Origin of the sequence: Streptomyces sulfonofaciens, from assembly GCF_014656295.1 — a bacterium.
Taxonomy (GTDB): domain Bacteria; phylum Actinomycetota; class Actinomycetes; order Streptomycetales; family Streptomycetaceae; genus Streptomyces; species Streptomyces sulfonofaciens.
This window is the reverse complement of the sequence record NZ_BNCD01000044.1, coordinates 1-24,079: the sequence shown is the minus strand read 5'-3', so window position 1 is coordinate 24,079 and position 24,079 is coordinate 1. Positions and strand designations below refer to the sequence as shown.

Below are 24,079 nucleotides of genomic sequence, written 5' to 3'. Positions count from 1 at the left end.
AGCGGGTAACGGGAGGGTCGTGCCATGACCCGATCCTTTCATGAAATCGAGTCTCCATACGAGCCGGGGCGGTTCACAATGACGAGCCAGTTGTCATCCCAGCGGCTACCAGTGACCACCGGAAACTGGTAACGGAGCGGCCGAAGACCGATGCCGCCTTCTCGATCAGTAAGTCGCACTGCCGAAGGATGCCACGCCCTGGCACAACCCATCGAACGATAAATATCAAGCTTACGCGCGTACCTGTCCAAGACCCGCTTCTCCTTGACCGGTCTCACTGGCAAGGAGACAACCCGGTGCATCACCCGCGCGGTAGGTGAGTGGGCCGGGGCATCAGGGTGGGGGAGCAGGGCGGAGGCGGCGATGCGCTATATCGATCCGCCTCGCATGATGGACGGGGGTTGCCGCACCTACTGGTCGCCGTCATGGTCTGCCTACCTTGACCTTCGCCTGGTTCGCAAGGGTGGTCCGCCGGTCGCTGTGGAGATCGACCGCGCGGACGACAGCACCGCCGTAGACAAGCTCCGAGACGAGGCCCTCCGCGGGCACCCTGCGCTGTGGATCCGCTGGCACGGAGCGCTGCGTGTCGAGCTCCCGGCAGGCGTCACTCGCCTACACCTGCCGACGCAGTCCAGCCGCTCTCCCGTCCGGTACTCGCTGACCCCAGTCACCGGCTCGGAGGCGATCACCTCTGGAGAAGCCGTCACCCCCGAGGCCCGAGCGGACGCCCGGCGTCGGGACCAGCAGCGGATGGCGGGTGAGAAACAGGCTGCCGCCCGCCGTCGGGACCCTGGCTCTGTCCGGTGCTTCTGATATCAGCAGGCTGCTACGACGGTGGGGCCGGACAGGGTCACCCTGCCCGGCACCACTGCTCGTTCCCAACTGTTCACCTGCTGAGGTGGACGCTCGGTCCCCACGCGAACTCGAGGGCTGCGCTTGGTGATCACTTCGTCGAGAGATGTTCACGAGACTCGTGACAAAGTCATGCAGCCATGGCTTACCTGCAGATGTCCGTCCGTGTCGCCTCCGGGGTCAGGTCTTTCTCCGGCCCGGTGAGCCCCCGGCCCGCTGCGGCACAGATCCGCTTGGCCCACGCTCCGGCGTCGAGAGGCAGCGAGAAGGCGTCCGACCCTTCGACCATATCCATACGCGACGCATCTCGGGTTAGACCTGCCGTACCTCCGTATCCGGGGGTGAAGTGATACAGCTCGGTAGCCTTCGGCACGTCCCACAGGCTCAGAGTGTTGAGCGTGCCCTGAGTGAACAGGCGGGACGGCGACGCGAAGAAGCCCAGCCACTGCACGCCCTGGTAGGTCAAGACGTGCCAGGCGCGGTCGTCCATGTCCCAGAGCCGCACCGAGCCGTCGTAGAACAGCACGGCCAGCCAGCGGCCGGTGGGATCGAAAGCGAGCTGTTTCACGTTGGAGCCTGGCATCTGTTCGACGGTGCTCGCTGCCTGGCCCTTCCTGAAGTCCCACACCTCGATCTTGCCGACTGCTGTGCGTACCGCCGCCTGGTCATGACCAGGCCGGGCCGCGGCCCATGTTTCCGCGGCGGCCGTCGCTATGTCCACGGGTTCCTGAACCGGCGGCCGGTAGGTCTCGCCGATTCGGCGCCCGTTCGCCAGGTCCCACTCGGTGACGTACGAAAGCGCCGATGTGACCACATGATCGGGGGAGACGAACGTCATGGACGCCGAACCCGGTGTGAGACCCGTGCGCTGGTCCTCCTTGTTGGGGTCGACGCCCGGTGGGCCTGGCAGCTCCAATTGCCTTCCCACGGTGAGCGAGGGACTGCCCGAGGTATCGGCGAGATTCCAGACCAGTGCCGTACGGCCGTTCGCGGTCGTGGTAAGCGCGCGGCTACCGTCCGGGCTGAACACCGCGTATGCGGCGGCCAGCTGGCCGGGGGACCGTACGGCGGCCAGCTGCCGGCGGGTGCGCAGGTCCCACAACCGCAGGACCCCGCCGTCCCTGTCGACGCTCAGGACGCGGTGGTGCTCCGCGTCAACGGTTCTGATCAGGGCCGTGAGCATGGCACTGTCGAACGGTCCGGGTGTGGGAACGCGGACCACGACGACCGTGCCGCCGGAGCTGACGGCGGCTCGCAGGTTGCCGGGCGCTCCCGTCAGTGACACGGACGGGAGTAAATTCTTGTTGGCGAGGTTGGTGTCCTGCTGCGCCTGTGCTGGGAGGTCGAAGGTGGCCGGCCGTCCCTTGGCGAGGTCGACCACGAGGAAGCGCATCCTGCCCAGCTTGCTTCCCAGGCGCTGGACGGGGTTGAGCAGGAATCGTCCCGTCCGGTCCAGCCGGGGCACGTACAGGGGGCACATGATGGCGAGCTGCTGGGTGGTGTAGCGCTTCTTCACCCTCGGTGCACCGGTCAGGTCCCAGGTCTCCAGAACCCCTTGCGGAGTACAGCGCACCAAGGTGCTGCCGTCGCCGCTGACCGCGACGGTGGCCGTGGGTGCGGAGCCCCAAGGCGTGTGGTCCAGATGGCCGGTTGCCAGGTTCCAGCGCACCAGGCGGCCGGACGACCGGTCCTGCTCTGCAGACTGGGGCGTGATCCTGCCGACCACGCTGTCGTCGTCGGCGCCGAACCACGCCTGTGCTACGTCCCACCCGCGAGGTGGGGTGAGGGTCTTGCCCACCCGGTGCCCATCGGACGTCCGCCACACGAGGACACCCTCGTGTGCCAGTGCCGCGAGCAGTCTCGCCCCGTCGGCGTCGAAGCGCACGTCGTCGGCGGGGCGTGCGTTGCTGCGGGCTTCCTCGGCGCCACGCAACTCCATGGTCCGCATGGCGTTGCCATGGCCCGTCCGGATACCGATCGACACCAGCCCGTTGGTGGACGAGCGTGCGGAGATTCGCCCGTCGGGCGATATTGCCACCGTGCGTGGGCTCGACGACTTGATGATCGGTTTGGCTGGTGGGATGCCGGGCACGGTGAGGTCCAGCCCCAGGATCGCGCCCGAGTCGATGCCGACATTGAGGCGCCGGGCGTCCTCGCTCATCGCGACGCCGCGCACCTGCCCCCTGCCCTCCACCGCTATGCGCTCGACGCGGCGCAGACGCAGGTACTCCTCCACCAAGGCAGTGCGCGCATCGGCCTCGTCGGCCGTGTGGTGGGCGGCCGCGGAGAACAGCGCCGAGGTGGTGAGTGAGACGTCGTCCAGTTGCTCCGCGTCAGCTGCGAGTTGCCCGGACGCGGCGACCCGCAGCCGGTCGCCGAGCCGGTCATTCGTCACCTTCAGCCCAACGGCTGCAACGAGCACGAGAACGGTGACCAGGGCGAGTAATGCAACGCCTCCTCGCTTGAGACGCCTGTCGCGCACCCGCCTCGCCAGTTCCTCGACGCGGCGCCGCAGTCCTTCTTCGATGTACTCCCGCTCTTGCGGAGTCAACTCCTCCGCATGTGATTGCATCTGCTCCTCTGCGGCGGTCAGCGGTTCACCGCGCAGGAGTTGCTGGGGATCCTCGTTGCTCGCGTGCCATCGTTCGATGTCGTGGCGGAGCCGCTCCCGCCAGATCAGGAACAGTTCGTTCTCCGAGACGTGCCGCTGGAGGGTGGGCCAGGCGCTGATCAGCGCCTCGTGGGCAAGCTCCACTGTCTGGCCGCGTTCGGGATCCTGGCCGGCGACCAGGATCCGCCGTTCCGCCAGGGCCTGGGCAACGCGCCAGCGCGCGTGGCCCGCCTCCGTACGGGTGAGGGTCTGGCGAAGCGGTTTTTCGGCACCGGGCAGGACCCGGACGAGGGCGGAGAGAAGGCTTAGCGCCTCGGCGTGGTTCCCGGCGGTGACGCAGTCGCCCCAGGCCCTGTCTGCGTATTTGCCCAGCGCGCCAGGCACGCCGCCGATGCTGTGGTAAGCATCGAAGGTGAGCAGCCCCGGCTTGCGGGTGTCCCACAGGTACTTCAGTACGAAGGCGACGAGCGGCAGAGCGCCAGGGCGTTCGCCCGCGTCGTCCAGCATCTGGCGGACCAGCCCGGCATCGTAGGACAGCGCTGGGATCCTCTCCACCGGTCTGCGGATCGCCTCGTCCAGCTGGTCCCGGGTCATCGGCGTCAGCATCCTCACCGCGGCACGGCTGAGTGCCCGGCCGATGTCGGGATGGGACAGCGCTGCGTCCAGGAAGTCGGCGCGGACGGTCGCCAGTACCCGCACACCGCCCGTGTGGCGGTTGGAGAACAGCAAATCCGCCGCCTGCTCAGCAGGTCTGTGGTCTCCGGCTAACAGTGTCTCGGCCTGGTCGAGCACCACGAGGAGGCGCGTGCCCCGTTCACCCAGCACCCTGGGTGCAGTCTCCGGCAACCCCTGTGCCACCAGGAGCGCCTCCAGCTCGGGACTCCGGGACGCCCAGTCGGCCTCGGTCGAATCGGCATGAGCACCATCACGCGCGACCCTGGAGAGCTCGGACGCGACAGTGGTGTACAGGCAGACCCCGGTGGCCGGGCGTACCACCAGGACTTCATAGCCCGACCGCCGCAGCCGCGGTACCACGCCCGCCAAGGCCAGCGAGGACTTTCCGCACCCCGAGGGGCCGACGAGCGCGACATGGGAACGGTTCTCCAGCAGTGCAGCGAGATCGTCCGCCTCGGCGTCCCGCCCGAAGTAGAACTCCGCCTGCTGCTCGTGAAAGGCCGTAAGGCCCGGGAAAGGGCACGAAGGATTGAGGAGGGGCTCCAGGGAGGGCACCGCGGTGAGCAGTGCCCGAACGGGGATCATGAACCCCTGTCGTGCGCCGGAAAGCTGGGCGCGAGCCACCATGCCGACCACTGCGCCCGTCTGCTCGTCCCAGACCGGGCTACCGCTGAAACCCCCTTCCACAGGAACGCCTTGCGGGTCGGCTCCCGACAACTGCACCCAGTTCTCGGCCGTGCCGCCGCGCAGCCGTCCGGCATGCCACACGCCCCCCGGAAAGCGTCTCGTGAAGCCCAGTGCGCGGACAGGATGGGCCCAGGTATCCCGCGCCTCGACGACGGGCATGGGCCGGGAGCCTGCTATCGGTGCGGCAAGACGCAGGACAGCTATGTCACCTGTGCCGTCCGCACCGGCCGGTATCCAGTGCTCGATGCCAGCGGTGATCCTGCCGCCCCCCGCCAGCGGCAGGTCCACCACGACCTCAGCGCTGGGAGGCGGCGCTTCGGAACGCGGGGTGCCGAGGGCGTCGGACACCACATGCGCGCAACTGAGCACCACATGTGGCGCGCAGACGAATCCGGCTCCCGCCACGACCCCGTCATGTCCCGCGATGCGCACCACGCCCGCCGCTAGTACGGCATCCACTCCGCCCGCATTCGCCATCGCTGCGCCAGGCAATGCGACCTCCCCCCGCTCCCCCCGGTCATCCCCGTTCCGGGCGTCGACTCCCACGTCCAGTGTCCTCTGCCGCGCCCGACGCGTCAGCTCTGTTCCAGGTCAGAGTGACCGAGAAATTGGCTTCCATGGCCGTACTCGCGATGACGACGTCCGCCTCGGACGAGAGGGACACACCAAACTGCAAGGCCATCTCGTCGGGAGCCAACCGCATTCCACCGAGTCGCTCCACGAAGCTCTCGGCGACGGGGCGGACAGTATCGAGCAACTGACCAAATGAACGCACGGCGCGGGCCCCGGCGCGTTCTCCCCGGCCCACCGGCACTAGGGAGTCGTCCACGTCCCGCACCTGAACCTTGACCACACCACCGCTCCCGTCGTCCAAGGGCACCTCAACGACTCTCATTACCGGTGCTCCCCTCTCATAGCCTGCACCGTCAGCGAACTGCCTCGAACAGTGTGAACGAAGCAGGCCGGGAGTGGGTGAACTGCGGGGGCTCCGTCAGAGGCTGGCTGCGAGGGGACGGACGGCACGAAGCCGCCTGTGTCTAATGCATTCTGGACGGTCCGTCCCATGAGGATCTCCCGAGATCGCGATCCTCTCCGCCTGCTACAAGCAGTTCACCCATGAGACTGCAGAGGCTTGTCGTGGACCTCGCCTGCGCCGCTTCCCGATCGCGGACAACTGCTCCACCGGCTCCGGAGACAGCGTCGCGGCCCTGTTGCGCTCGTTACCGACCCAATACCCCGAGCCGGAGCTCCCGCTCCTCAGCAGGGCCAACTACCGGCCCTCGGAACCCTCTGACCCGGAAGGATCAAGGCCGTCTGGGCCACCCATGTGGCGCGTCCTGCGGGGCCGGTGCCCATTGGACCACGTGAGTTCGTAGATGCCCTGGGCGCGCTGGGCGCGCTTGACGCGCAGGCCGGCGCGGAAGCGGCCGGTGCGCAGGTCCTCCACGAAGGCCGCCACGGCCTGACGGAAACGGCGGCGTTGTTCTGGGGTGAGGCAGGTCCAGGTCGGTGGGGAAGCGGGGCAGGGTCTCGTAGGTCGGCACGTCGGTCCTCCAGGCAGCAAGAAGCCCCCGGCGTTGCCGGGGGCGGAGAGTCGGTGACGTGGTGCAGGGGCGGCGTCTTTGGCCGCTGGGTGGGAGAGCGGTGCGCAGAGGTGCGCTGGTTGACGGTGAAGTCGCCTGCTGGCGGTTTTCGGTGTTGGTGAGGCGTGGGTGACTGGCTGCCGCGCAGCATTTACATGGCCCTGGTGGTGTTCGCCGGGCGGGCACGGCGTCGCCATGGATGCCCGCCGGGCGGGATCGGCCGTGAAGTTCCGGTGAACCCTCCCGCCTCGCGAGATCGCGCTTTTCCGCAGGTCAGAGCCGGTGTGTGCTGGGGCGATGCTGAGTGTCGCGAAGATCCAGAGGCGTAACGCGTGGCGGTACTACATACGCGGAGTCGCGTTCGGGGACGGCCGCCGCCCGGTCGGACAGTCGTTGAAGGACGCCCAGGAGGTGGCCGGGCTCCCACCGGGACAGTGGCTGGGGCGTGGTCTGCGTGCGCTGGGGCTCACCGAGGGCGGTCAGATGTCCGAGCGTCAGCTGGAGCTGCTGTTCGGCCAGGGCCGGCATCCGGACGCCGACCGCATCGAGCGCGGCCTCCTGGACGACGGCGTCGACGCGGCGATGGCCCGCCGGCTGACGGTGCTGGGGCAGCCGATCGCGGAGATCGAGGCGCGCAAGCAGACTCCGCTGCTCGGCATGGACTTCACCTTCCGGCCGCAGGCGTCGCTGGTCGTGTTGTGGGCGTTGGGCGGCGCCACTGTGCGCCGGGCCATCGAGCGGGCCCACGAGCGGGCCGTCGCCACGGCGCTGCGCTGGCTGGAGGATGAGGTTGCCGAGACCCGGTGGGCGCCAGGCCGCGGCCGTGCGAAGACGCCCGCGCTCGTGGTCGCCGCCTTCCGGCACTTCGAGAACCGCGACGGGCTGCCGCTCCTGCACGAGCACTGCTTGATCCTCAACCGCGTTCAGCGCCTGGGCGCCGACGGTGAACCGGTCTGGGGCGCTCTGGACACCTACCGCCTCTACCAGAACGTGGTGGCCGCCGGGACGCTCTACACCTTGGCGATGACGACCGAGGTGTGCGAGACCCTGGGGCTGGCGACCGTGCCGCGCGAGGTCACGCCGGGCCTGCGTCCGGTCATGGAGATCGCCGGAGTGCCCGAGGACCTCATCAACTGGTCGGCGTCCCGCCGCCAGCGCATCGAGGACGCCCTGGAGGTGCTCACCGACCAGTACGTGAAGGACCACGGGCACCTGCCCTCAGGGCGCGGCCGTCACAGACTGGGCTGGTGGGCGGCGCAGGAGACCCGGCCCGCGAAGAAGAAGCCGAAGCCGCTCGCGCAGTCGCTCGCGTGGTGGCGCGCCTCCGCGATCCTCCGCTTCGGCCAGCAGCTCATCGACAGCCTCCTGGACAGGTGCCGGGCAGCCGGAGCAGCGATCCGGGCGCGGGTGGATCCCACCGTGGACGTGGCGCTCGCCGCCGTCGACGTCGCCGCGGTCGTCTTCACCGTGCGAGAGAAGTTCTCCCGGCGCCACATCCTGGCCGAAGCGCGCCGGCACCTGCTGGAGACGCTGCACGGCCGCGAGTTCACCCGCGGCCTGGACGACTACATCGCCCACCGGGCCCTGCTCCGGTACTCCCGCCGTCACACGGTCACGAAGCCCGGCCGGGAAGCGCCGGCGGCGGACCGGATGACCTACACCGCCGACTTCCCGGTGCCGCACCGGTGGTGGATCGCCCCCGCCCAAGGCACCCCGCCGCGGGAGTCCAGCCGCTATGAGCGAGCCAGGGTCGCGAGCCTTGCCGTGCAGAACGCGATCCGCGACGCCCGCATCCGAGCCGACACCGACACCGCCACCGCCACCGAGGCGACGACCTCGGCCCCCTCCGCACCCGTCGATCACCGTGACCTCGAAGGCGAGGCGGCGTCCGCTTCCCACGTCGTCGACCACCCGGGCCGGGATGCTGCCCTGACCTCGGCGCAGCGGGCCGCCGCCGTCCAGGCCCACCAGCAGGCCGCGATGCCCGAGGAGTACCTGGAGGGCCGCACGACCGACCCGGCGACGTGGCTGCGCACACCAAAGAACCTGGACCGGCTCGCCGCCTTTACCCGCGCGGCCGACGCCCGCCGCCGCGCCATGGAGGACCGGAAGGCCCCGGCCGCCGACCCGGCCAGTCCGCTCGACCAGCACCACCAGGAGCACGAGCAGCAGCGCCAGCAGCCTGACCCTGGCCAAGGCCAGGGCCTCCGGCCCTGAAGCGCCGTGCGGCCCGCACGGCGGGACGGACGACGAAGTCACCGTGCCAGGCGCCGGGACGCGACCGGCCGCCCGCCCTCGAAGTCACCCGGGAGCGGTGAGGGTGCCAGGGACCGCCCCCTCAAGCACGGAGGCCCCCATGGTTGCCTCGACCCCGCCGCACCTTTCGCTGGAGCAGCGCGAGCGCCTGGAGCAGCTCGCCGACGCGGCCCGGCTGCGTGTGGCGCTGTACCCGTCGCCGAAGCCGCCACCCGCCCCCACCGCCCCCGCTCACCGCGATTCGCCGTGTCCACTCATTCCCGGCGGCGGCCCCGTGCGATGCGCCATGGGTTCGGCCGGCTGCTGGGGGTGCACTGCCGACTCCGCGCGCCGGGCGACTCGTTGAGGGACGCCAGGAGATCGTCGTCCGTTGGCCCTGTTCGTCAGGCGGGTCGCTTCCTGCTGCAGCACCCGGGGAGTCCGTTCTTCGCCAAACTGCCCCAACTGAGGTTTTCGGGACACCTGCACTGTCCATGCTTCTGTTCGGGCTGGTAGGTGGATGCCCTGCCTGACACAAAGGGGAGGGCCGGTGCCGGTCGAGTCGACGGAGACTGCGTGGCGGATTCAGGCGGCTGTTGCGGATTTGACAGCCAAGGCTGATTCGAAGGCCTCGTTCGCACTGACCATGCAATCCACGGCCTTGGCTGTCTTGGGACTGCTTGCGAGTTCCCAACGAGCGGCGGGTGACCTTGACTCGGGCGCATCACGGCTGTTGATGTGGTGCGGCGTCTTACTCATGGTGAGCGGAGCCAGCTGCGCCGCCTGGGCCATCTCGCCGAACCTCCGAAAGGAGCAGCGGGGGCCGGAACGTGACGACGACTTCCTGTACTTCGGGCATGTTCGGCACTTGGCACCGGCGGAGCTCGAAGAAGTCCTCCGGAACAAAGATCCGCTGCCACCGCTGTCCCGGCAACTGGTGGTGATGAGCGAGATCGCCTGGACCAAGCACCGCCGCGTGCAGTGGTCGCTCACGTTGGCCGTTGCGGGCTGCACCGCCTTCGCTCTCGCGACCGTGGTCGGATGACACACCAGGAAGGCGGGACGCTGATGAACTTCTGCTCCCTGGTATCCGCCGATGTATGGCGCGACCTTGTGGAACGCGGGCGCCGGCGAACGTTCCGGCGGGGATCCGTGCTGCTGCGCGAAGGGGAGTCGCCGGACTCCGTGATCGCACTGGTCGACGGCTTGGTGAAGGTGACGCAGATAAATGAGTGCGGGGACGAACTGACGCTGATGCTGCGCGGACCAGGCGAAGTGCTCGGGGAAATGGGCGCCTTACTCGGGCGACCACGCTCGGCCACTGTCACCGCATTCCGTCCGTGTACAGGCATTGTTCTGCCGGCCCACGCCTTCCGCGGCTACATAGAGCGCCATCGTCTGCAGACGGTGGTGTATCAGCTGACCGTAGAGCGGCTCAACAGCCACGAACGCCTGCGAGCGGACCTCGCGCACCTGCCACGCGTGTCGCGTATGGCCCGAATCGTCAGTCACCTCGCAGAAGAAATCGGCCACCAGCACGGCGACGGCGGCTTGGTCGTCGAGTTGGGCATGGTCCGCAAAGAGTTGGCCACCATGGCGGCCATGAGCCGCTCATCAGCACTTGACGCTCTCAGTCAGCTGCAGGCGGCCGGTGTCCTCACACTCGGCCGCCGGAACCTGGTCATCAACGATGTCGTTCACCTAAGGGCAGCCGCCCGGGACGAGAAGCAGTTCCCGGGCGGCGTCGGGTGCCAGGGCGACGCACCCAGCATGTGACTCAGCGCACGCCCGTACCGTCCAGTCCTGGACCATCTCGTTCCTGCTGCTCCACGAAGGTCGTGTTCGCCGCGATTTCGCGGCGGACACCCGACGAGAGGAGCGGCACATGTTGCCGTCTTGGGAGCTGTTGTGGCCCTACCGAGCCGTACTGGCGGTGGACGCCCGCAACTTCAGTGCGCTGGACAGCAAGGGCATGCAGCAAGTGAACGCCGACATACTGCCGTTGCTGTCCGAGGCGCTCAGCGCCAGCAACGTGAGCGCTCAGTGGCAGCTGCGGGTGTTCGGCCAGCATGCCGGAGACAGCTACGTCGCCGGCATGGACCCGGAGGTGTTGCCCGCGCTGGTGGGCTGCTTCCCCGGTGCCCTGAGGCAGGCTCTGGGTCGTCGACGCGCGGATAGCCCCGCCAGTACGCCCCTGCAGCTGAGGGTCAGCATCCACGTCGGCCCGCTGCCGCACACCGGACTGGGCGTACCGATGGTGCACACCCACCGGCTCCTGGACGACGACGCACTGCGCACCCTGCTGAACCGCGCGAACCCGGATATCACCAACACCGCGGTGATCATCTCGCAACGCGTCTACGAGGACGTTTTCGAAAGTGGCTGCGTCAACGGCGACGTCCTGCCTGACCAGTTCATGCGGCACCTGGTGAAGGTGAAGAAGTTCCAGCAGCCGGCCTATGTCCACATCCCCGGCTTCGACTGGCGGCTCGCGGACCCGGACATCTTCGAACCCCTCGACACCACGGATGCGGCCACTGAGCGGCCGGCCCCTGCGCCCGGAGTACCCCCTCAGCGGGCTTCCACGGCCCCGGGCACGGTCAGCTTCAGTCACACGGGCGAGCACGGCATCCAGGCCTACAACCACTTCGGCGCCAGCCGGGGGCAGTGATGACCGACAACGAGCAGGGCCAGCGAGAAGGCACAGAGGCCACGTCGCCATCGGCGGAGCTACCGCCGGTGGAGCCCGTCGAGCCGAACGAGCCTACAGGCTCCTCTCCACCGCCAGAGGGCGGCGAGTCGAACGGCCAGCCGCATTTCAGCTCCGTGCGCTTCAGTCACTCCGGTGAGCACGGCATCCAGGCCTACAACCTGCACCTGAACGGTGATCAGGCGATCCGCGTCCCCATCACCGACAGCGACGCCGACTACAAGGCGAGCCAGGACGGCCGGTTCGTCCCGCCGCGCAACACAGACCAGTGGGAGGCCGCTTCCAAACTGCTGGACGAATGCGGAGTCATCGTGCTCTGCGCAGCCCAGGGCAACGGCCGGCGCACGGCTGCCATACGCCTGCTGAGTACCGTGACCAGCCCTCCGCTGGCCCTCTTCGACCTCGACCCGGAATGGTCCAAGCCCTCGGTCCGCCCGCTGCCGAAAGAGGCGGGGATGGGATGCATCCTCGATCTCTCCGACCTCGCGGAGCAACCTGGCGAGCGGCTGGGCACCGACCTGGTCAGTTACGGGGCGGAGCTGCGCAAGAACAACTCCTTCCTCGTCATCCTGGCCACGCCCGCCGACTGGTACGGCCACTGGGCCGAACCAACGCTGCCCTTCACTGTCCGGCTGGAGTCTCCTGACGCGCGCGCCCTCGTCACAGCGGAATTCCGGGCGAACTACCGCGGCGATCGTGTGACCTGGTTGGACAGGGCGGAGTTCGCTGGCATCTGGAAGGCCAACCCTTCCGCGCGCGCCGCGTGGCGCCTGGCCGACCGTCTGCTCCGGGCGTCAGGCCCGGAGCAGATCCAGGCGATCGTCGATGAGTTCGGTGACTGGCACAGGGAAGTCGAGAAACTCCTCAGCAGGCACCGGGCGACGGGGGGCGACGCGCAGTTGCTGTCCACCCGGGTCACGGTCTGGGCCGGCGCCCTGCTGCACGGAGGACAGCGCAGGTCCGTCATCAAGGCAGCCGATGACCTCCTGACCCGACTCGGACTCGAACGCCACCCTGTAAACGTTCTGGCCGACGCCACCACATCGAGCCGCCTGGACGCCGCGGAGATCACTCGCGACGGAGACCGGGCCTTCCACGACACGCAGAAAGAAGGCCTGCCCGCCGCCATCCTGCGTCACCTTTGGGACGAGTTCCCCACCCAGCACGAACTCCTGCGCAGGTGGGCCATCGGCATCGCCGCAGACCGGACCGTCCCGGACGAGGACGCCCGGCTGATCACCACCGCACTGTGGAAACTGGCGGCGCACCGCCACGACCGGGCCATCCTCGACGGAATGGCGAGCGACCTCAAGGGCCCCCGGAGGGCCCTGGCCGTCGAAGCCCTCACCAAAGCAGCCGGGGACGCCGAGTTCGGCCGCTACGTCAGGGACCGCCTGCGCCAGTGGATGGACGCCAAGAACCCTTCGGACGACAAAGTCGACCTCGTCATCGAGATCTGCGCAGGCACCTGGGGAATCCAACAGCCGACCCTCGCCCTGACACGGCTGGGCAAAGCCGCAGGCCACAAGACGTTCGGCTCCGCAACCGTCGTCAATGCCTTCCAGCAACTCGCGCTGCAACGACCAGACGATGTGCGCAAGGCCGTCGCCCAATGGCTCACCGACGCCGAAAGCCGGCCCGCCGACGAGATCCTGCGCCGCCAGACTCTCGGATCCTTCCTCGCCCTCGTCTCCAGCGACGAGGGAACAGACCTGATCTTGAACAACACACACGACACCGAAGCCCGGCTGCGCATCATCCACGCATGGCAGAAGCTGCTGTCCACCGACGACGCCGTGGACGCGGTCGTCACGCAACTGTCGCGATGGCATGAACGATTCCAAGATGACCCCGACCGCCGGGAAGCCGTGGTGGACGTCCTCGCCGACATCTTCGCCCCACCCAGCCTCCGCCCCGGCCTCGACCGGCTCATGGTGACGGAAGAAGCGGCCATCCTCCCCTTCTGGCGCGAGGTCCTGGTGATGGCCGCCAACCGCTACCAGGCCTCCAAGGAGGCATCGACCCCTTGAAGACCGACGGACCCGGCCCGTGGTGGAACCGCCGGCGCAGTCGGATCCGGACCCAGTGGCCCACACGCCTGCCCGGCATCCGCTTCTGCGCCCGCGGCATCCTCACCTACCAGGCACACACCAACATCAAGGCCGGCGGCACAGCCACCGCCCGAGCCGCCGCACGACTCGCCCTGGACGAACTCGGCCGCGGCGTCGCCCAGAACCACATGCCCGAACAGCTCACCACCGCACAAGAAAGCCTCACACTCGCCACGGCACACTGGCACACCCCCAAGGACACACCAGGCCTCTGGCTGAAGGCACACATCACCCTGCTGCTCACCGAGCAAGACGCCAACCGAGCCCAGAGATACCAAGACGCCATACGCGAGGTGACACTCCAGCTCGCGCAGGAACACGAACGCCGAGAACGGTTCAGGCAAGCGGTGTTCAACAGCCCGGACGCCACGCGCATCTGGTGGCTCGACCGCCACCTGGACGCCCTGGAAGCCCTCGACTGGGACCTCTTTAAGGAGAAGATCCTCCCCCTCGTCGGCGCGGCCGACGACATCCAGTCTAAGGCCGAACGCATCGCCCACACCCTCCTGTACGTCTGGGAGAAACTGGGCAATGACCCAGGACAACACGCCCGCTTCACCACCACCGTCCGCACCGTCCTGGACCAGATGGGATGGAACGACGCGCTCGCTTGGCCGGCACTAGGCGAGCCGTCAGCGGCTGATTCGACCGAGAGCGTGCACGATGATGGCGCAGAGTCGCGCCCCGTCGCCGAGGCGGGCCCGGCCCGATGAAGCTCTCCGCCCTGCGCTGGCTACTCGACCCGGCAACCAGCCTTCTGGCCCTGCGCCTTCGTGCTCAAGTAAGCGGCCGTATGTCCTACGACGCGGCCTGGCGGCTGGCCCGGGTGACCCGTCATCCCGACGAAATGGTGTACCGGTACCACGGACATCTCGCCGAGGAGGGAGTGTCTACTGAGGTTTTCAGGTCGTCGTCGGGGGGTGACGGTTGTTGATCGTTGCGGTATGCCGGTGGGGTGAGGTGTGCGGAGAGTGGGGGCCTGACCGCTGAACTCCTCCAGCGCGGCCTTCTCCTCCTCGCTGCCCTGCTCCTGCCAGACCAACTCCACGTAGTCGGCGGCCCGCAGGATCTGCTCCGGGGCGAGCTGGGGCATCTTGGGCGGCGTCGTCTCCATGACGGCTCCTTGCTGTTCGCTGGCCGGGGGCCTGGTGTGCCCGGCCGATCGCCCTACGGTGCGCGCCCGGCCCTGTGGACAGAGACCGCGCTCCGGAACGCGGTGTGGGCGTGACTCCGGTTACGGACAAACTCGGACTGCAAGGGGCGGTCAAGGAGGAATCGGGTGCAGGTTGTCGGTAGCCGTCAGACCGCGGACAAGGGGTGGCTTCACACGGTGACTCCGGCCCGTGCGCAGATCCGCGCACGGGCCGGACGACCCCCGACCCGGCCCACAGGCCGGAGAAACCGAGGACACCGTGCCCGCCGAACCCACGCCCAACCCCGCCCGCGAGCACCGCGCCGCCGCCGGCGGCCGCCGTCCCTCCGCCGACGTGGACCAGGTCCCGCGGGCCCCATCCACGGGCCCCGCCATCGCCCCCTCCACGGCTACTTCGCCCGCTGGACGCGTCCCCGCAGGTCAGCCCCGGAAGTCAAGGTCCGGCGACGCGTTCGACAACCCTCCTAGGTCGACACAGGTCTGGAAGCCGACCGGAGTGCGAAGGAAGGAAGTGTTGAGGGCTCTGGGGATCTTCCAGAGGGCTACCGCCGATCAGCTCTGGCGGATGCTGCGCCCCGCCGACCGGCACGACCGGATCACCAGGGACACCCTGAACGCGTTGAAGGAGACGGGCCTGGTCCGGGTGGAGACGCGACTGGAGTCGGGACACCAGCTGTGGGTGCTCACCGAGAAGGGCCACAAGGAAGCCAGGCTGCTGCTGCCGAAGACGGTGCGGATCTCCGCGCTGCGCAAGCTCCGCCTCGACGCCAAGGGCCGGCCGGTGAAGGACGACGGCTACGACGAACACGCCGCAGCCGTCACCTCGACCGCCGCCGTGCTCACCGGAGCCGGGTACGGCACCCCGCTGTCCTGGCAGACCGAGATCGCCCACAAGCTCCCCTACGGCTACACCCAGTCCGCCGACCTGACGATGCGCGCCCCGGATGCCGGGGTGCCTGCGATGCTCCTGGAGGTCGACCGCGTCAACGAGCCCGTCGACGACCTGGTGGACAAGCTGCGCCGGTACAACGACTGGTTCGAGCTCCTGGCACCGAGGGCCGACGCGACCAAGGAGAAGGCGGCCCGGGGCGCGGCGGTGCACGACTTCCGGCTGTGGTCGCGGATCTACCCGGTGACGGGACGCGAGGGGTACGTGCCGGTGGCGTTCGTGTTCACGGGGAAGACCGCCGCGCAGCGCGAGAGCCGGATGCGGCGTCTGGAGCAGGCCGCCCGCGGCTACTTCGCCGGCACCCGGCACCGGGGCGAGGGGTTCACGGCCGTCGACTACCACCAGGCGGTGCCCGTGGTCGTCACCGAGCTGGAGCGGATCACCGCCGACCCGGCCGGGGCCGCGGGGAAGGCGTGGCGCAGGCTCGGGCGCGATGAGTGGCAGACGCTCACCGAGGCCCTGAACAACCCCGACGGCGAGCGGCTGTACCGGGTGGAGCTTCGGGAGGCCCGTCGGCGTCAGGCGGAGCGTGAGGCCGCGCACCGGGAGGCGCAGCGGCCGGTGTGCACGCGGTGCGGCAACAAGTTCACCGACGACCGCTGGCGGGAGACCAAGGGGTCCTCGTGGCCTGGTGAGTGGGACCGGCTGTGCGGGCCGTGCGCGAAGGAGGCCGCCGACCGTGCGGAGGCTGAGCGGGTCGCGCGGCGCGAGGCGGAGGAATCTGCGGCGCGGGAGGCAGCCGAAGCGGAGGCGAAGAAGAACCGCGGCCTGTTCCGCCGCCGGTAGCCGGCACGCACCGAGAGAACGGGTGCGGCCTCGACTCAGCCCGCGCCCGTCTTCGACGGAGGCTGCTACCTGCCGAGCGGCATCCCCAGGCTTGCCCGGAACTCAGCTTCGCGTCGGTTGGCTTCGGCGCTGCCAGTGACGACCGCCTTCTCAGGATGCTGGGCAGCATCCAGCAGCTGGACCTGCGGTGGCCACAGGACATTGTTGGCGCCCAGGAGCAGCGGCCCGAGGTGACCGGGGCACGAGATCACGGACGTGTCGAGAAGCCGGAGGATCTCGAACTCTGCTGGTCTGGTGCAGAACTCCGGATCGTCGGGACCACTGACACGGGCATCGCACGTTTCGACGTGGTCGGACAGAGAGGAATCATCCATGCCAACAGGCTGGCAGCGTCACGCCATCACCGAGGCGAGCTGGCGGCCGTAGCCGCACCGTCTGGTCCCAGAGCCCGGGGCTTCACCGAGTGGCGCCCCTCATCCAGACGGAGCGGAGTAGGACCCATGCGCCGTGTTGACCGCAGCGAGCCCGTCGCCGTCCCACCCGCGCTGTCGGTGGCGGGTGCGAGGCTGGCCGGATGAACGCCGATGACGAGCAGCTGCTGCGCGGCCGGGTGTACGGCTGCGACCACGATCCCCACCCCGGCCCGCTGCCGCACCAGACGTACGCCGCGCTGGTCGGCGGGCCGCTGGACGGGCTGCTGCTCGACATCACGGGCTGGCGGCCGGAAGAGATAGACGACGGCGTCGCCCTGATGACCGAGCTGGGCCGGTGGCCCGGCGGGCGAGCGCTGTACGACCCGCGCCCCGACGACCCGCGCCCGGCGGGCGGGCCGGGTGTGGTGTGCCGCTTCTACTACTCCGGAGACACGCCCTGACCGGCGCGCGTCAGGAGTCGGTGATGTGGTCGAAGCCGCGCAGCATCGGCGTCAGCTCCTGAGCGCACCCGCACAGCGTGCACAGCTGCGTCCCCGGGTTCTCCGCGACGTCCAGGGCGCCTGCACATCGAGCAGCGGCGCGCCCTGCGGCGCTTCCTCGCAGTCCGGGGCGTGCAGCACCCCGCGGGCCGGCCCCGTCCCTCGCGCACCTTCGCCAGGACCCAGCCCGAAGGCCGGCGCTCGCCGAGGACCTCGCGCACCGTCGACGTCGACGCCTGCGAAAGAGGCTCGGTGGGGACCTGGTCGTAGTCGACGCCGTCGACCGGCCGCACGTGCTCGGGCGCCCGGACCCACACCCGGTACTCCGCGGCCTCCACGCCGCCGTCCTCGAGGTCCCGGTACGACGGCAGGCCCACGAGGTACACCCAGCCGGTCTCGGTCTGCCGCCGCCTCCACAGCCGCGCCACGACCTCCTGCTCCGGGTGCCCGAGCACCGGATCGGCGGGCAGCACGTGCAACACCTGCGCAAGGACGCCGGCCTCACCGGGAAGGAACTCTCCGCTCGGTGGGGCTGGCACCCCGCCAAGACCACCAGGATCCAGAAGGGCGCGGCCGCGCCTTCGGACGCGGACATCCGCACCTGGTGTTCGGCATGCGGTGCGGACGACCAGGCCGACGACCTCATCGCCACCGCCCGCGCGGTCGACTCGATGTACATGGAGTGGCGCCGCCTGCACCGCAACGGCATGCGACAGGTTCAGGAGGACTGGCTCGCCCTCCATGAGCAGACCCGCCACTGCCGGGTCTACCTCTCCAACGTGCCGCCCGGCTTCCTCCAGACCCCGGCGTTCGCGACCGCCCTCATGAACCAGATCACCCGCTTCCAGGGCACCCCCGACGACGTCGCCGAAGCCGTCGCCGCCCGCGTCGCCCGCTCCCGGTTCCTCTACGAGGGCGGCCACCGCTACGTCGTGCTCATGGAGGAGTCCGTCCTGCGCTACCGCACCGCCGACCCGGAGGCGATGCGGGGGCAGCTGCGCCACCTCCTGGCCGTGATGCCGCTGGCGTCGGTGTCGCTGGGGATCATCCCGTTCACCGCGCAGCGCACCGTGTGGCCGCTGGAGGCGTTCTACCTCCACGACGACACCACGGCCGTGGTGGAGACCTTGACGGCGGAGATCAAGGTGACGCAACCGCGCGAGCTCGCCGACTACGCCAAGGCGTTCGCCGACCTCGCGCAGATGGCCGTCTACGGCGACGCCGCCCGCGCCCTCATCCGGGCCGCGATCGACGCCCTGGAGTGAACTTCCGCAATTTCCCGCAACCTCGTTGAGGACGGAGCAGCGGCCTCCGTAGCGTCGAACGACACCGACGCACCAGCAACGGAGGCGGTGCCCCATGAACGCACCCAACACCCGCCGGCCCCCAGCCGGAAGACCGCGGCCTCCAGCCACCCGCCTTCGGCCGGCCCTCCTCGGCGCTGCTCGCCCGCGCTGACCGCGGCTACGCCCGCTTCCTCGCCGTCCAGGCCCCGGCCGCCGACACCGGCGACCACGACCAGGACGACGACGCGGCGGGCCTGCGGTGAACGGAGCTCACGCCGTGCTCCACGACCCCACCGGCCAGATGGACGCCGAACTGCCCCTGGACCGCGCCCCGCACGAGGCCCTCGTTACCGCCGTCCTCGCGTGGAAGAACCCGGACCTCGCCCCGGGCGACTACGAACAGATCGCCCTCCAAAACTCACCGGGCACGCCCGCGCGGTCGCTGCCGACGTCCGGCGTCTCGCCACCGCCCTGCCCAAGAGCGACGGCCGCAGCGCCCTCGCCGAAGTCGTCCTCCGCGAAGCCGACGGCCGCCTGTCCGTCCCGCTCAAGGGCACCGCATGCTGCGTCCAGAACCGCGCCCGCCTCGTACGGGCCCTCTACACCCGGCTCGACCGCCTCACCGAACCCGCCCCGGCCGCCCCGTAGTTCGCCGGGGGTGCAGACGGCTGCCCCCGCTCACGCGGCCGGGCTAGTGCTCAGATCGGGCCGCTCGGTGTCAGTACCCCTCACTACGCTTGTGCCAGTACGTCGTGAAGGGGACGAAATGGCTGGCACCAAGATCGATCAGCGCGCGATCGAGAAGCACGTGAAGGAGATCAACAAGGCCTACGAACGGGCCTTCAAGAAGTACCCGATCACTGTGCCACTGGGCGGCAGGAGTTTCACCGCCTCCGCCGGAGCCACCGGCCTGGGCGTGGGCATCGAACAGGACCCAGAGCTGGTCCGCTACTTGATCTGGCTCGGCCAGCTGCCTGAACGCGGGTTCGGAGAACAAGCCGACTACGCCGAGCACTCCGGCACGCTTCTGGAAGACGTTGCGGTCCTCGCCGCCGAGCTGGAGCGGGACGGCCTCATCGACTCCATGGGAAGCTTCGGCTCACCCGACTCCCACCGGATCACCGACGACGGACGCGTAGAACTGCGCCGGCTCTCCCAACTGCGCAGCGCACCCGCCGCCCGGCACCGCTACGCCACCGACGGCTTCCTGCGCTGGCTCTACGCCACCGCGCACGATCAGCGCCCCACCGACCCGGCCACCTTCCTGGACACCACCGCGGCGTACTTCGCAGGCAGCGTCCTGTCGGAAACCGAACTCGACTACGCGCTGGCACGCCTGACGAACTCCGGACTCGTCGCCGACGCCGGCACCCAGCCCCAAACCGTCGCCATCACCCTTGATGGCATCGACTGCGTACTTTCTGGAGCGACCGTGAGCGACTACCTCAACCGCACCCGCCCTGGCGACTACTACAGCATCACCGGCACCAACGTGGTCGCCGGTTCCCAGGCCAAGGTCGAGCAGTACAACCACAACAACGCCTTCGACCCCACCGCCCTGCGCGAGTTCGCGGCCCTGGTCCGGCAGCTCGCCCCGACCTACGGCCTCGAACCTGCACAGCAAGCCGAACTCATCCGCGATGCCGAAGTCCTCGGTGAGGAAGCCGACAGCGAGACCGCCCAGCCCGGACGCCTCCGGTCCGCGTACGACAACGTCATGGGCCGACTGACCCAGATCGGCGCCGTGTCGGCCGCCCTGACCACGACCATCCAGCAAGGTCAGCAGGCGTACAGCACGGTCTTCGGCGGGTAGAAGCGGCAGCTGCCGACTGCGTCGCGACCGAGGGCCCCCGGCCCATAACCCCAAGGTCTACACGCACTCCAGTGCGATGCCGCAGCTTAGGACCCCGGGCATCGCACTCCAGTGCGTGTAGGACCTGGCGCGCGGCGCCGACGGCCCCGGACAGCGAAGGACCCCGGGCCGCCCTGCGCCCGGGGTCCTGTCGCCGGTCTCACCGCCGCTCACCAGTCGTCGGGTGCGCTGCCTACCCAAGCGATCGGCTGCCCCTCGCTGTTGCGGCCCCAATGCGGTTCCTCCATCGAGGTCTCGTGCCCGTCGTCCAGGACACAGATCCGTCCCCCAGCGTCCGTGCTTGCCCCGATAGATCCCGGTGAGCCGGGCCGCGTTACCGTCGCGCACCGCCTGGTCGTAGCGGTCCTGGAACGGCTGGAGGCGGGCACACAGCTCGGTGCCGAGCTGCGTCTCCGCCGCTTCGACATGCTCCCTCGCCTGCCGCACCTGCGGGTCGGCCAACACCAACGAGATGACCTGCTCCGCCTCTGCGAAGGCACGGTTGCGGGCGTGCCGTCGTACGGCTTCCTGCACACGCTGTTCTTCCTCGGGCGCGGTCATGCTGCTCTCTCCTCGGCCGCCCACTCCAGTCCGAGGCCGGCCAACGTGGCGAGCTTGTCCGCGTCGAGTTTCGCGCGCCTCGATTTTGCGTTCGAGAGAAAGATCCCCAGTTTCACCTGGTGCTCCTGGCCGTCGACCACGATCGTCTCTGTGTGTGTTCGTGGGACCTTCACAGAGCCTTCCCGGGCCTTGTACTGCGCCAGGGCCGCGACGCCCTTCTCGAAGGCGCTCACGGGCGTCGTGGACGGCCCCGCGGCCACGCCTGGCTCCACTGGGGCCGGGGCCGGGGCGAGCGGGGTGACGCCGACGGCCTCCAGGCGTTCGCGCTGCCCGTCGGCCAGGGCCGCCCACACCTCGGGCTTCCGCTGCCGGGCCAGCCACTTCCCCACGTCCATGCCGTGCACGGTGAAGCCGGGCAGGACCTGAGCCGGGCCTTCCTCGTCGCGCACGAGCTCGCGCAGCGCGGCGTAGTGCCGTTGCCATTCCGCCGGCCACGCCGGGTTCCAGTGCTCGTCCACGGCCTCCAGCGCGGTCCTCCACTCGGGGTGGCCGTCCAGGGCACCGGGCCTCCGCAGGTTGGACAGCCACTGACCGATCGGCCGGTCCAGCATGGTCGCGGTCCGGGGTGCGCACAGCGTCCAGTGCTGGTCGTAGTGCGCCTTGGCGGCTTCCAGGTTCTCCTGGAACCGCTCATCGGCCACCGACCACACCATGCCGAGCCGTTCCAGCCGCTGTGCGCGCTGCCCGCTCATCTCCCCGGCTGCGTAGGCTCGCCGCTGTTCCGCCACCCACTGCCCCAGGGGTGTCGCGCCCTCCCGATGCCCGTAGGGCACCCTCGCGTTCCCGACCCGCTCGACGTACGCCTTCAGCTTCGCCCAGCCGCGCGCCCAGTCCTGCCGCTCGGTGTCGATCACGTTGAAGCTCACCCAGTCCGCGACCATCACCGGGTCACGCGGAGCCGCAAAACGCAACAGGAGGCGGGATTCATCCTCGCCTTCCTCGGGCGGCGGACCGATATGAGTGGAAGGCTGCGCGACGTCCTTCTGCGGCTCCTGCGGAATCGCGAGCAATTCCACGGCCTCTTCATCATGAGCCCGCAGACCCTCAAGCACCTTCACCAAAGGCCGATACGATCCCGAGGTGAACATGTCATCCGGTATTTCTCCGGGCTGGAGAAATACCGGCACAATGAGAGAGGCGAGTTTCCCTTGCCCCGGCTTCTGACGGAGCGCCCGGCCGATGGCCTGGACGATGTCATGCGGTGCTCCCTTGGGGTCCAAAAGAGCGACACTATCCACCGCTCTGATGTCGACGCCTTCCCCCAAAACGCGACAATTCGAAAGCACAGCCCGCCGCGCCGTCGTGCCGAAGCCGCCCAGGATCTCCCGCCGGCGTTCGGGGACGTGCTCGCCGCACAGCCAGTCCGCCCAGATCTTCGCCGGGTACTTCTCCGGCTCGCCTGCGTGCAGCTTCGCCGCCACGCGCTGAAGGCCCTCCGCGTACGCCTGTGCCTCCATCCTCCGATGGTGGAAGGTGATGCACGTCTGGAGCCCGTGCTGCGCCATCGTGTGCAGGAGCGCGGCCTGCAGCGCCCCGAGGCGCTGCCCGCGGACTTCCTCGGTGTGCCGGTCCTCGCCCATCAGCCGCTCCGGGGTGACGACCGGGTCCTTCAGCTCCAGGACGATGATCTGGTACCGCGCAAGCAGCCCACGCGAGACGGCCGACGCCAGCGAGAGCTTGTAGAGGACCGGCCCGAAGACCTTCTCGTCGTCCATGGAGGCCGCCATCTCGCGCGGCAGCGGGTCGCGCGCCCCCTCGGCGACCTCGCGGTTCAGCCGCTCCTCCCAGATCCGCGGCGTCGCCGTCAGGTACAGCCGGCGGTGCGCCGGGATCTTCGCCTGGTCATGGATGTCCGCCCACGCCTTACCCATCGACCCACTGGTCCGGTGCGCCTCATCAACCACCGCCAGGTCCACCGGGGCGAGCTTCTGGCCGTAGGCGCCCTCGAACGCCTCCACCAGCACGCCCAGCGACGCGTAGGTGGCATAGATGGTCACCGGCCCCGTGGAGTGCCACAGCGCCAGCTGCACGGGGTTGGTGGTGCACCGGACGCCCAGGTGCCACAGCTCCGGATCGTCCAGCGGCGAGCACACCATGACCGCCGGCCCCTTGTGCCCGGCGCCGCTCCACGCCTTCACGGTCTGCGCCAGGAGATCCAGGGTCGGTACCACCACGAGGATCCGGCCCTTTGACACAAGACGCTTCGCGGCGGCGGCCGCGATGATCGTCTTGCCTGTCCCGCATGCGGCGTGGACCTGCCCGCGTAGGCCGTTCGTCGGAATGCCGCCCGGCGGAATGTCGAGGCCGCGCACGATGGCGGCTACGGCCTCAATTTGGTGTCCACGCAGCTTCACGGCCATGACTTACTCGCTGTCCTGCGCGGGCGCGCACTCGTGGTCGGATTCGAGAATGGTTCCGTCGTCGACGGGCCCGAATTCCCATGTGGTGTCGCAGTCGCCGCAATATCCATACCCGTAGAAACTCACGTTCGTCATGCTTTTACACTCTCCCATGTTCGAGCAGTGATAAATGAAATCCGGCGCGGCGAGTAGCGGGCCGGGGTGATGGTGTCTGGTCCCAGACTCTACACAGTCATCACTCGTGATGCAGCATCCATGCCGAAGCTTCCACAAGTAGGCTGATACTTGACCGCATCTCACCCCGTTCGCACGGTTCATAGATATACTGGCGGGGTATTGATGAACGTGGGCGGCTCGTTTCGGGGGTGGGGGAGGGGTTCGGGTGGAGCGCAGCGGAGCCCGTCACTGCGGTGGGGCCGGCACCCGATCGGGCCGACGACCCGTCACTTCCGTTGCGGGGGTAGTGGCTGGGATTCCCAAGCCCTACACAGGCCCGCGCGTGATGCACTCGCCCTTGCTGCCATCCTTGGACACCCGCGCTTGCGCGGGTGTCATCAATTCGCGCTTGCGCGAATTGACATGCTTTTAGAATTCCGCTTGCGGAATTCAATTCCCCCGCTTGCGGGGGAATTTGGCGGAGCGTCAGCGGAGCCGTCACTACCCTGCGGCTTGCCGCAGGGTATCCCGCTCCCGCG

The 24,079-nt window shown here is 69.1% G+C and carries 17 protein-coding genes and 2 pseudogenes; 11 read left to right on the top strand and 8 right to left on the bottom strand.

What is annotated here, in order from left to right; genetic code table 11:
- Positions 1 to 423 precede the first annotated feature (423 nt).
- The 4 genes from IE313_RS34030 to IE313_RS34020 form a co-directional block, all read right to left on the bottom strand.
- Positions 424 to 573, bottom strand: a complete 150-nt coding sequence (locus IE313_RS34030) for a hypothetical protein (RefSeq protein WP_189939138.1) — start codon at positions 571 to 573, stop codon at positions 424 to 426.
- A gap of 424 nt (positions 574 to 997) precedes the next feature.
- Complete coding sequence (locus IE313_RS34025; protein WP_229925190.1) at positions 998 to 5,260, bottom strand: nSTAND1 domain-containing NTPase; 4,263 nt, start codon at positions 5,258 to 5,260, stop codon at positions 998 to 1,000.
- An 82-nt stretch (positions 5,261 to 5,342) separates the two neighbouring features.
- Positions 5,343 to 5,720 (bottom strand): CU044_2847 family protein, encoded by a 378-nt coding sequence (locus IE313_RS35875; protein WP_229925189.1) that lies wholly within the window; start codon positions 5,718 to 5,720, stop codon positions 5,343 to 5,345.
- 375 nt (positions 5,721 to 6,095) lie between these two features.
- The gene (locus IE313_RS34020; RefSeq protein WP_229925188.1) at positions 6,096 to 6,284 is read right to left on the bottom strand and encodes a hypothetical protein; all 189 of its coding nucleotides are present in this window, start codon (positions 6,282 to 6,284) and stop codon (positions 6,096 to 6,098) included.
- A 421-nt stretch (positions 6,285 to 6,705) separates the two neighbouring features.
- Between IE313_RS34020 and mobF the strand changes: the two genes are divergently transcribed.
- The 6 genes from mobF (at position 6,706) to IE313_RS33990 (ending at position 14,177) form a co-directional block, all read left to right on the top strand.
- Positions 6,706 to 8,625 carry a MobF family relaxase gene (mobF, locus tag IE313_RS34015; protein WP_189939136.1) on the top strand — a complete coding sequence of 640 codons (1,920 nt, stop codon included), beginning with the start codon at positions 6,706 to 6,708 and terminating at the stop codon, positions 8,623 to 8,625.
- 568 nt (positions 8,626 to 9,193) lie between these two features.
- The gene (locus tag IE313_RS34010) at positions 9,194 to 9,688 is read left to right on the top strand and encodes a Pycsar system effector family protein (protein ID WP_189939133.1); all 495 of its coding nucleotides are present in this window, start codon (positions 9,194 to 9,196) and stop codon (positions 9,686 to 9,688) included.
- The gene (locus tag IE313_RS34005) at positions 9,685 to 10,419 is read left to right on the top strand and encodes a Crp/Fnr family transcriptional regulator (RefSeq protein ID WP_189939131.1); all 735 of its coding nucleotides are present in this window, start codon (positions 9,685 to 9,687) and stop codon (positions 10,417 to 10,419) included. Before IE313_RS34010 ends, IE313_RS34005 begins: the two co-directional genes overlap by 4 nt.
- Positions 10,420 to 10,576: 157 nt before the next feature.
- A complete protein-coding gene (locus IE313_RS34000) occupies positions 10,577 to 11,314 on the top strand; it encodes a hypothetical protein (RefSeq protein ID WP_189939129.1) in 738 nt (245 codons plus the stop codon).
- A complete protein-coding gene (locus tag IE313_RS33995) occupies positions 11,314 to 13,383 on the top strand; it encodes a hypothetical protein (RefSeq protein ID WP_189939128.1) in 2,070 nt (689 codons plus the stop codon). Before IE313_RS34000 ends, IE313_RS33995 begins: the two co-directional genes overlap by 1 nt.
- A complete protein-coding gene (locus tag IE313_RS33990) occupies positions 13,380 to 14,177 on the top strand; it encodes a hypothetical protein (RefSeq protein WP_189939127.1) in 798 nt (265 codons plus the stop codon). The genes IE313_RS33995 and IE313_RS33990 overlap by 4 nt, the downstream gene beginning before the upstream one ends.
- A gap of 20 nt (positions 14,178 to 14,197) precedes the next feature.
- Here IE313_RS33990 and IE313_RS33985 read toward each other — a convergent pair whose 3' ends face one another.
- Entirely contained in the window at positions 14,198 to 14,578 is a 381-nt protein-coding gene (locus IE313_RS33985; RefSeq protein ID WP_189939146.1) for a hypothetical protein, read from the bottom strand.
- 553 nt (positions 14,579 to 15,131) lie between these two features.
- Here IE313_RS33985 and IE313_RS33980 point away from each other — a divergent pair.
- Positions 15,132 to 16,352, top strand: coding sequence for a replication-relaxation family protein (locus tag IE313_RS33980; RefSeq protein ID WP_229925187.1), 1,221 nt, complete (start codon positions 15,132 to 15,134; stop codon positions 16,350 to 16,352).
- Positions 16,353 to 16,417: 65 nt separating this feature from the next.
- Here IE313_RS33980 and IE313_RS33975 read toward each other — a convergent pair whose 3' ends face one another.
- On the bottom strand, positions 16,418 to 16,726 hold the full coding sequence (locus IE313_RS33975) for a hypothetical protein (protein ID WP_189939126.1): 309 nt from the start codon (positions 16,724 to 16,726) through the stop codon (positions 16,418 to 16,420).
- Positions 16,727 to 16,926: 200 nt separating this feature from the next.
- On the opposite strand from IE313_RS33975, the gene IE313_RS33970 reads away from it, so the two are divergent.
- Positions 16,927 to 17,226, top strand: a complete 300-nt coding sequence (locus IE313_RS33970; protein WP_189939125.1) for a hypothetical protein — start codon at positions 16,927 to 16,929, stop codon at positions 17,224 to 17,226.
- Positions 17,227 to 17,236: 10 nt separating this feature from the next.
- Here the strand turns inward: IE313_RS33970 and IE313_RS35870 are convergent.
- A pseudogene (locus IE313_RS35870) lies at positions 17,237 to 17,738 on the bottom strand (DUF6233 domain-containing protein).
- On the opposite strand from IE313_RS35870, the gene IE313_RS33965 reads away from it, so the two are divergent.
- The 3 genes and pseudogenes from IE313_RS33965 to IE313_RS33955 all read left to right on the top strand — a co-directional run bounded on the left by IE313_RS33965 (position 17,709) and on the right by IE313_RS33955 (position 20,364).
- A complete protein-coding gene (locus IE313_RS33965; RefSeq protein WP_229925186.1) occupies positions 17,709 to 18,530 on the top strand; it encodes a helix-turn-helix domain-containing protein in 822 nt (273 codons plus the stop codon). The pseudogene IE313_RS35870 and the gene IE313_RS33965 sit on opposite strands and share 30 nt — an antisense overlap.
- Before the next feature lie 280 nt (positions 18,531 to 18,810).
- Positions 18,811 to 19,199: pseudogene (locus tag IE313_RS33960) on the top strand (DUF6415 family natural product biosynthesis protein).
- A 118-nt stretch (positions 19,200 to 19,317) separates the two neighbouring features.
- Complete coding sequence (locus IE313_RS33955; RefSeq protein ID WP_189939124.1) at positions 19,318 to 20,364, top strand: hypothetical protein; 1,047 nt, start codon at positions 19,318 to 19,320, stop codon at positions 20,362 to 20,364.
- 596 nt (positions 20,365 to 20,960) lie between these two features.
- On the opposite strand, the gene IE313_RS33950 is transcribed toward IE313_RS33955, so the two are convergent.
- Complete coding sequence (locus IE313_RS33950) at positions 20,961 to 23,384, bottom strand: DEAD/DEAH box helicase (RefSeq protein ID WP_189939123.1); 2,424 nt, start codon at positions 23,382 to 23,384, stop codon at positions 20,961 to 20,963.
- Positions 23,385 to 24,079 lie beyond the last annotated feature (695 nt).

What these genes read in the sequence shown, in the direction of transcription:
- IE313_RS35875 (WP_229925189.1), bottom strand. Translation starts at nt 5,720, where the DNA reads ATGAGAGTCGTTGAGGTGCCCTTGGACGACGGGAGCGGTGGTGTGGTC.
- mobF (WP_189939136.1), top strand. Translation starts at nt 6,706, where the DNA reads ATGCTGAGTGTCGCGAAGATCCAGAGGCGTAACGCGTGGCGGTACTAC.
- IE313_RS34005 (WP_189939131.1), top strand. Translation starts at nt 9,685, where the DNA reads ATGACACACCAGGAAGGCGGGACGCTGATGAACTTCTGCTCCCTGGTA.
- IE313_RS33995 (WP_189939128.1), top strand. Translation starts at nt 11,314, where the DNA reads ATGACCGACAACGAGCAGGGCCAGCGAGAAGGCACAGAGGCCACGTCG.
- IE313_RS33985 (WP_189939146.1), bottom strand. Translation starts at nt 14,578, where the DNA reads ATGGAGACGACGCCGCCCAAGATGCCCCAGCTCGCCCCGGAGCAGATC.
- IE313_RS33975 (WP_189939126.1), bottom strand. Translation starts at nt 16,726, where the DNA reads ATGGATGATTCCTCTCTGTCCGACCACGTCGAAACGTGCGATGCCCGT.
- IE313_RS33970 (WP_189939125.1), top strand. Translation starts at nt 16,927, where the DNA reads ATGAACGCCGATGACGAGCAGCTGCTGCGCGGCCGGGTGTACGGCTGC.
- IE313_RS33955 (WP_189939124.1), top strand. Translation starts at nt 19,318, where the DNA reads ATGGCTGGCACCAAGATCGATCAGCGCGCGATCGAGAAGCACGTGAAG.
- IE313_RS33950 (WP_189939123.1), bottom strand. Translation starts at nt 23,384, where the DNA reads ATGGCCGTGAAGCTGCGTGGACACCAAATTGAGGCCGTAGCCGCCATC.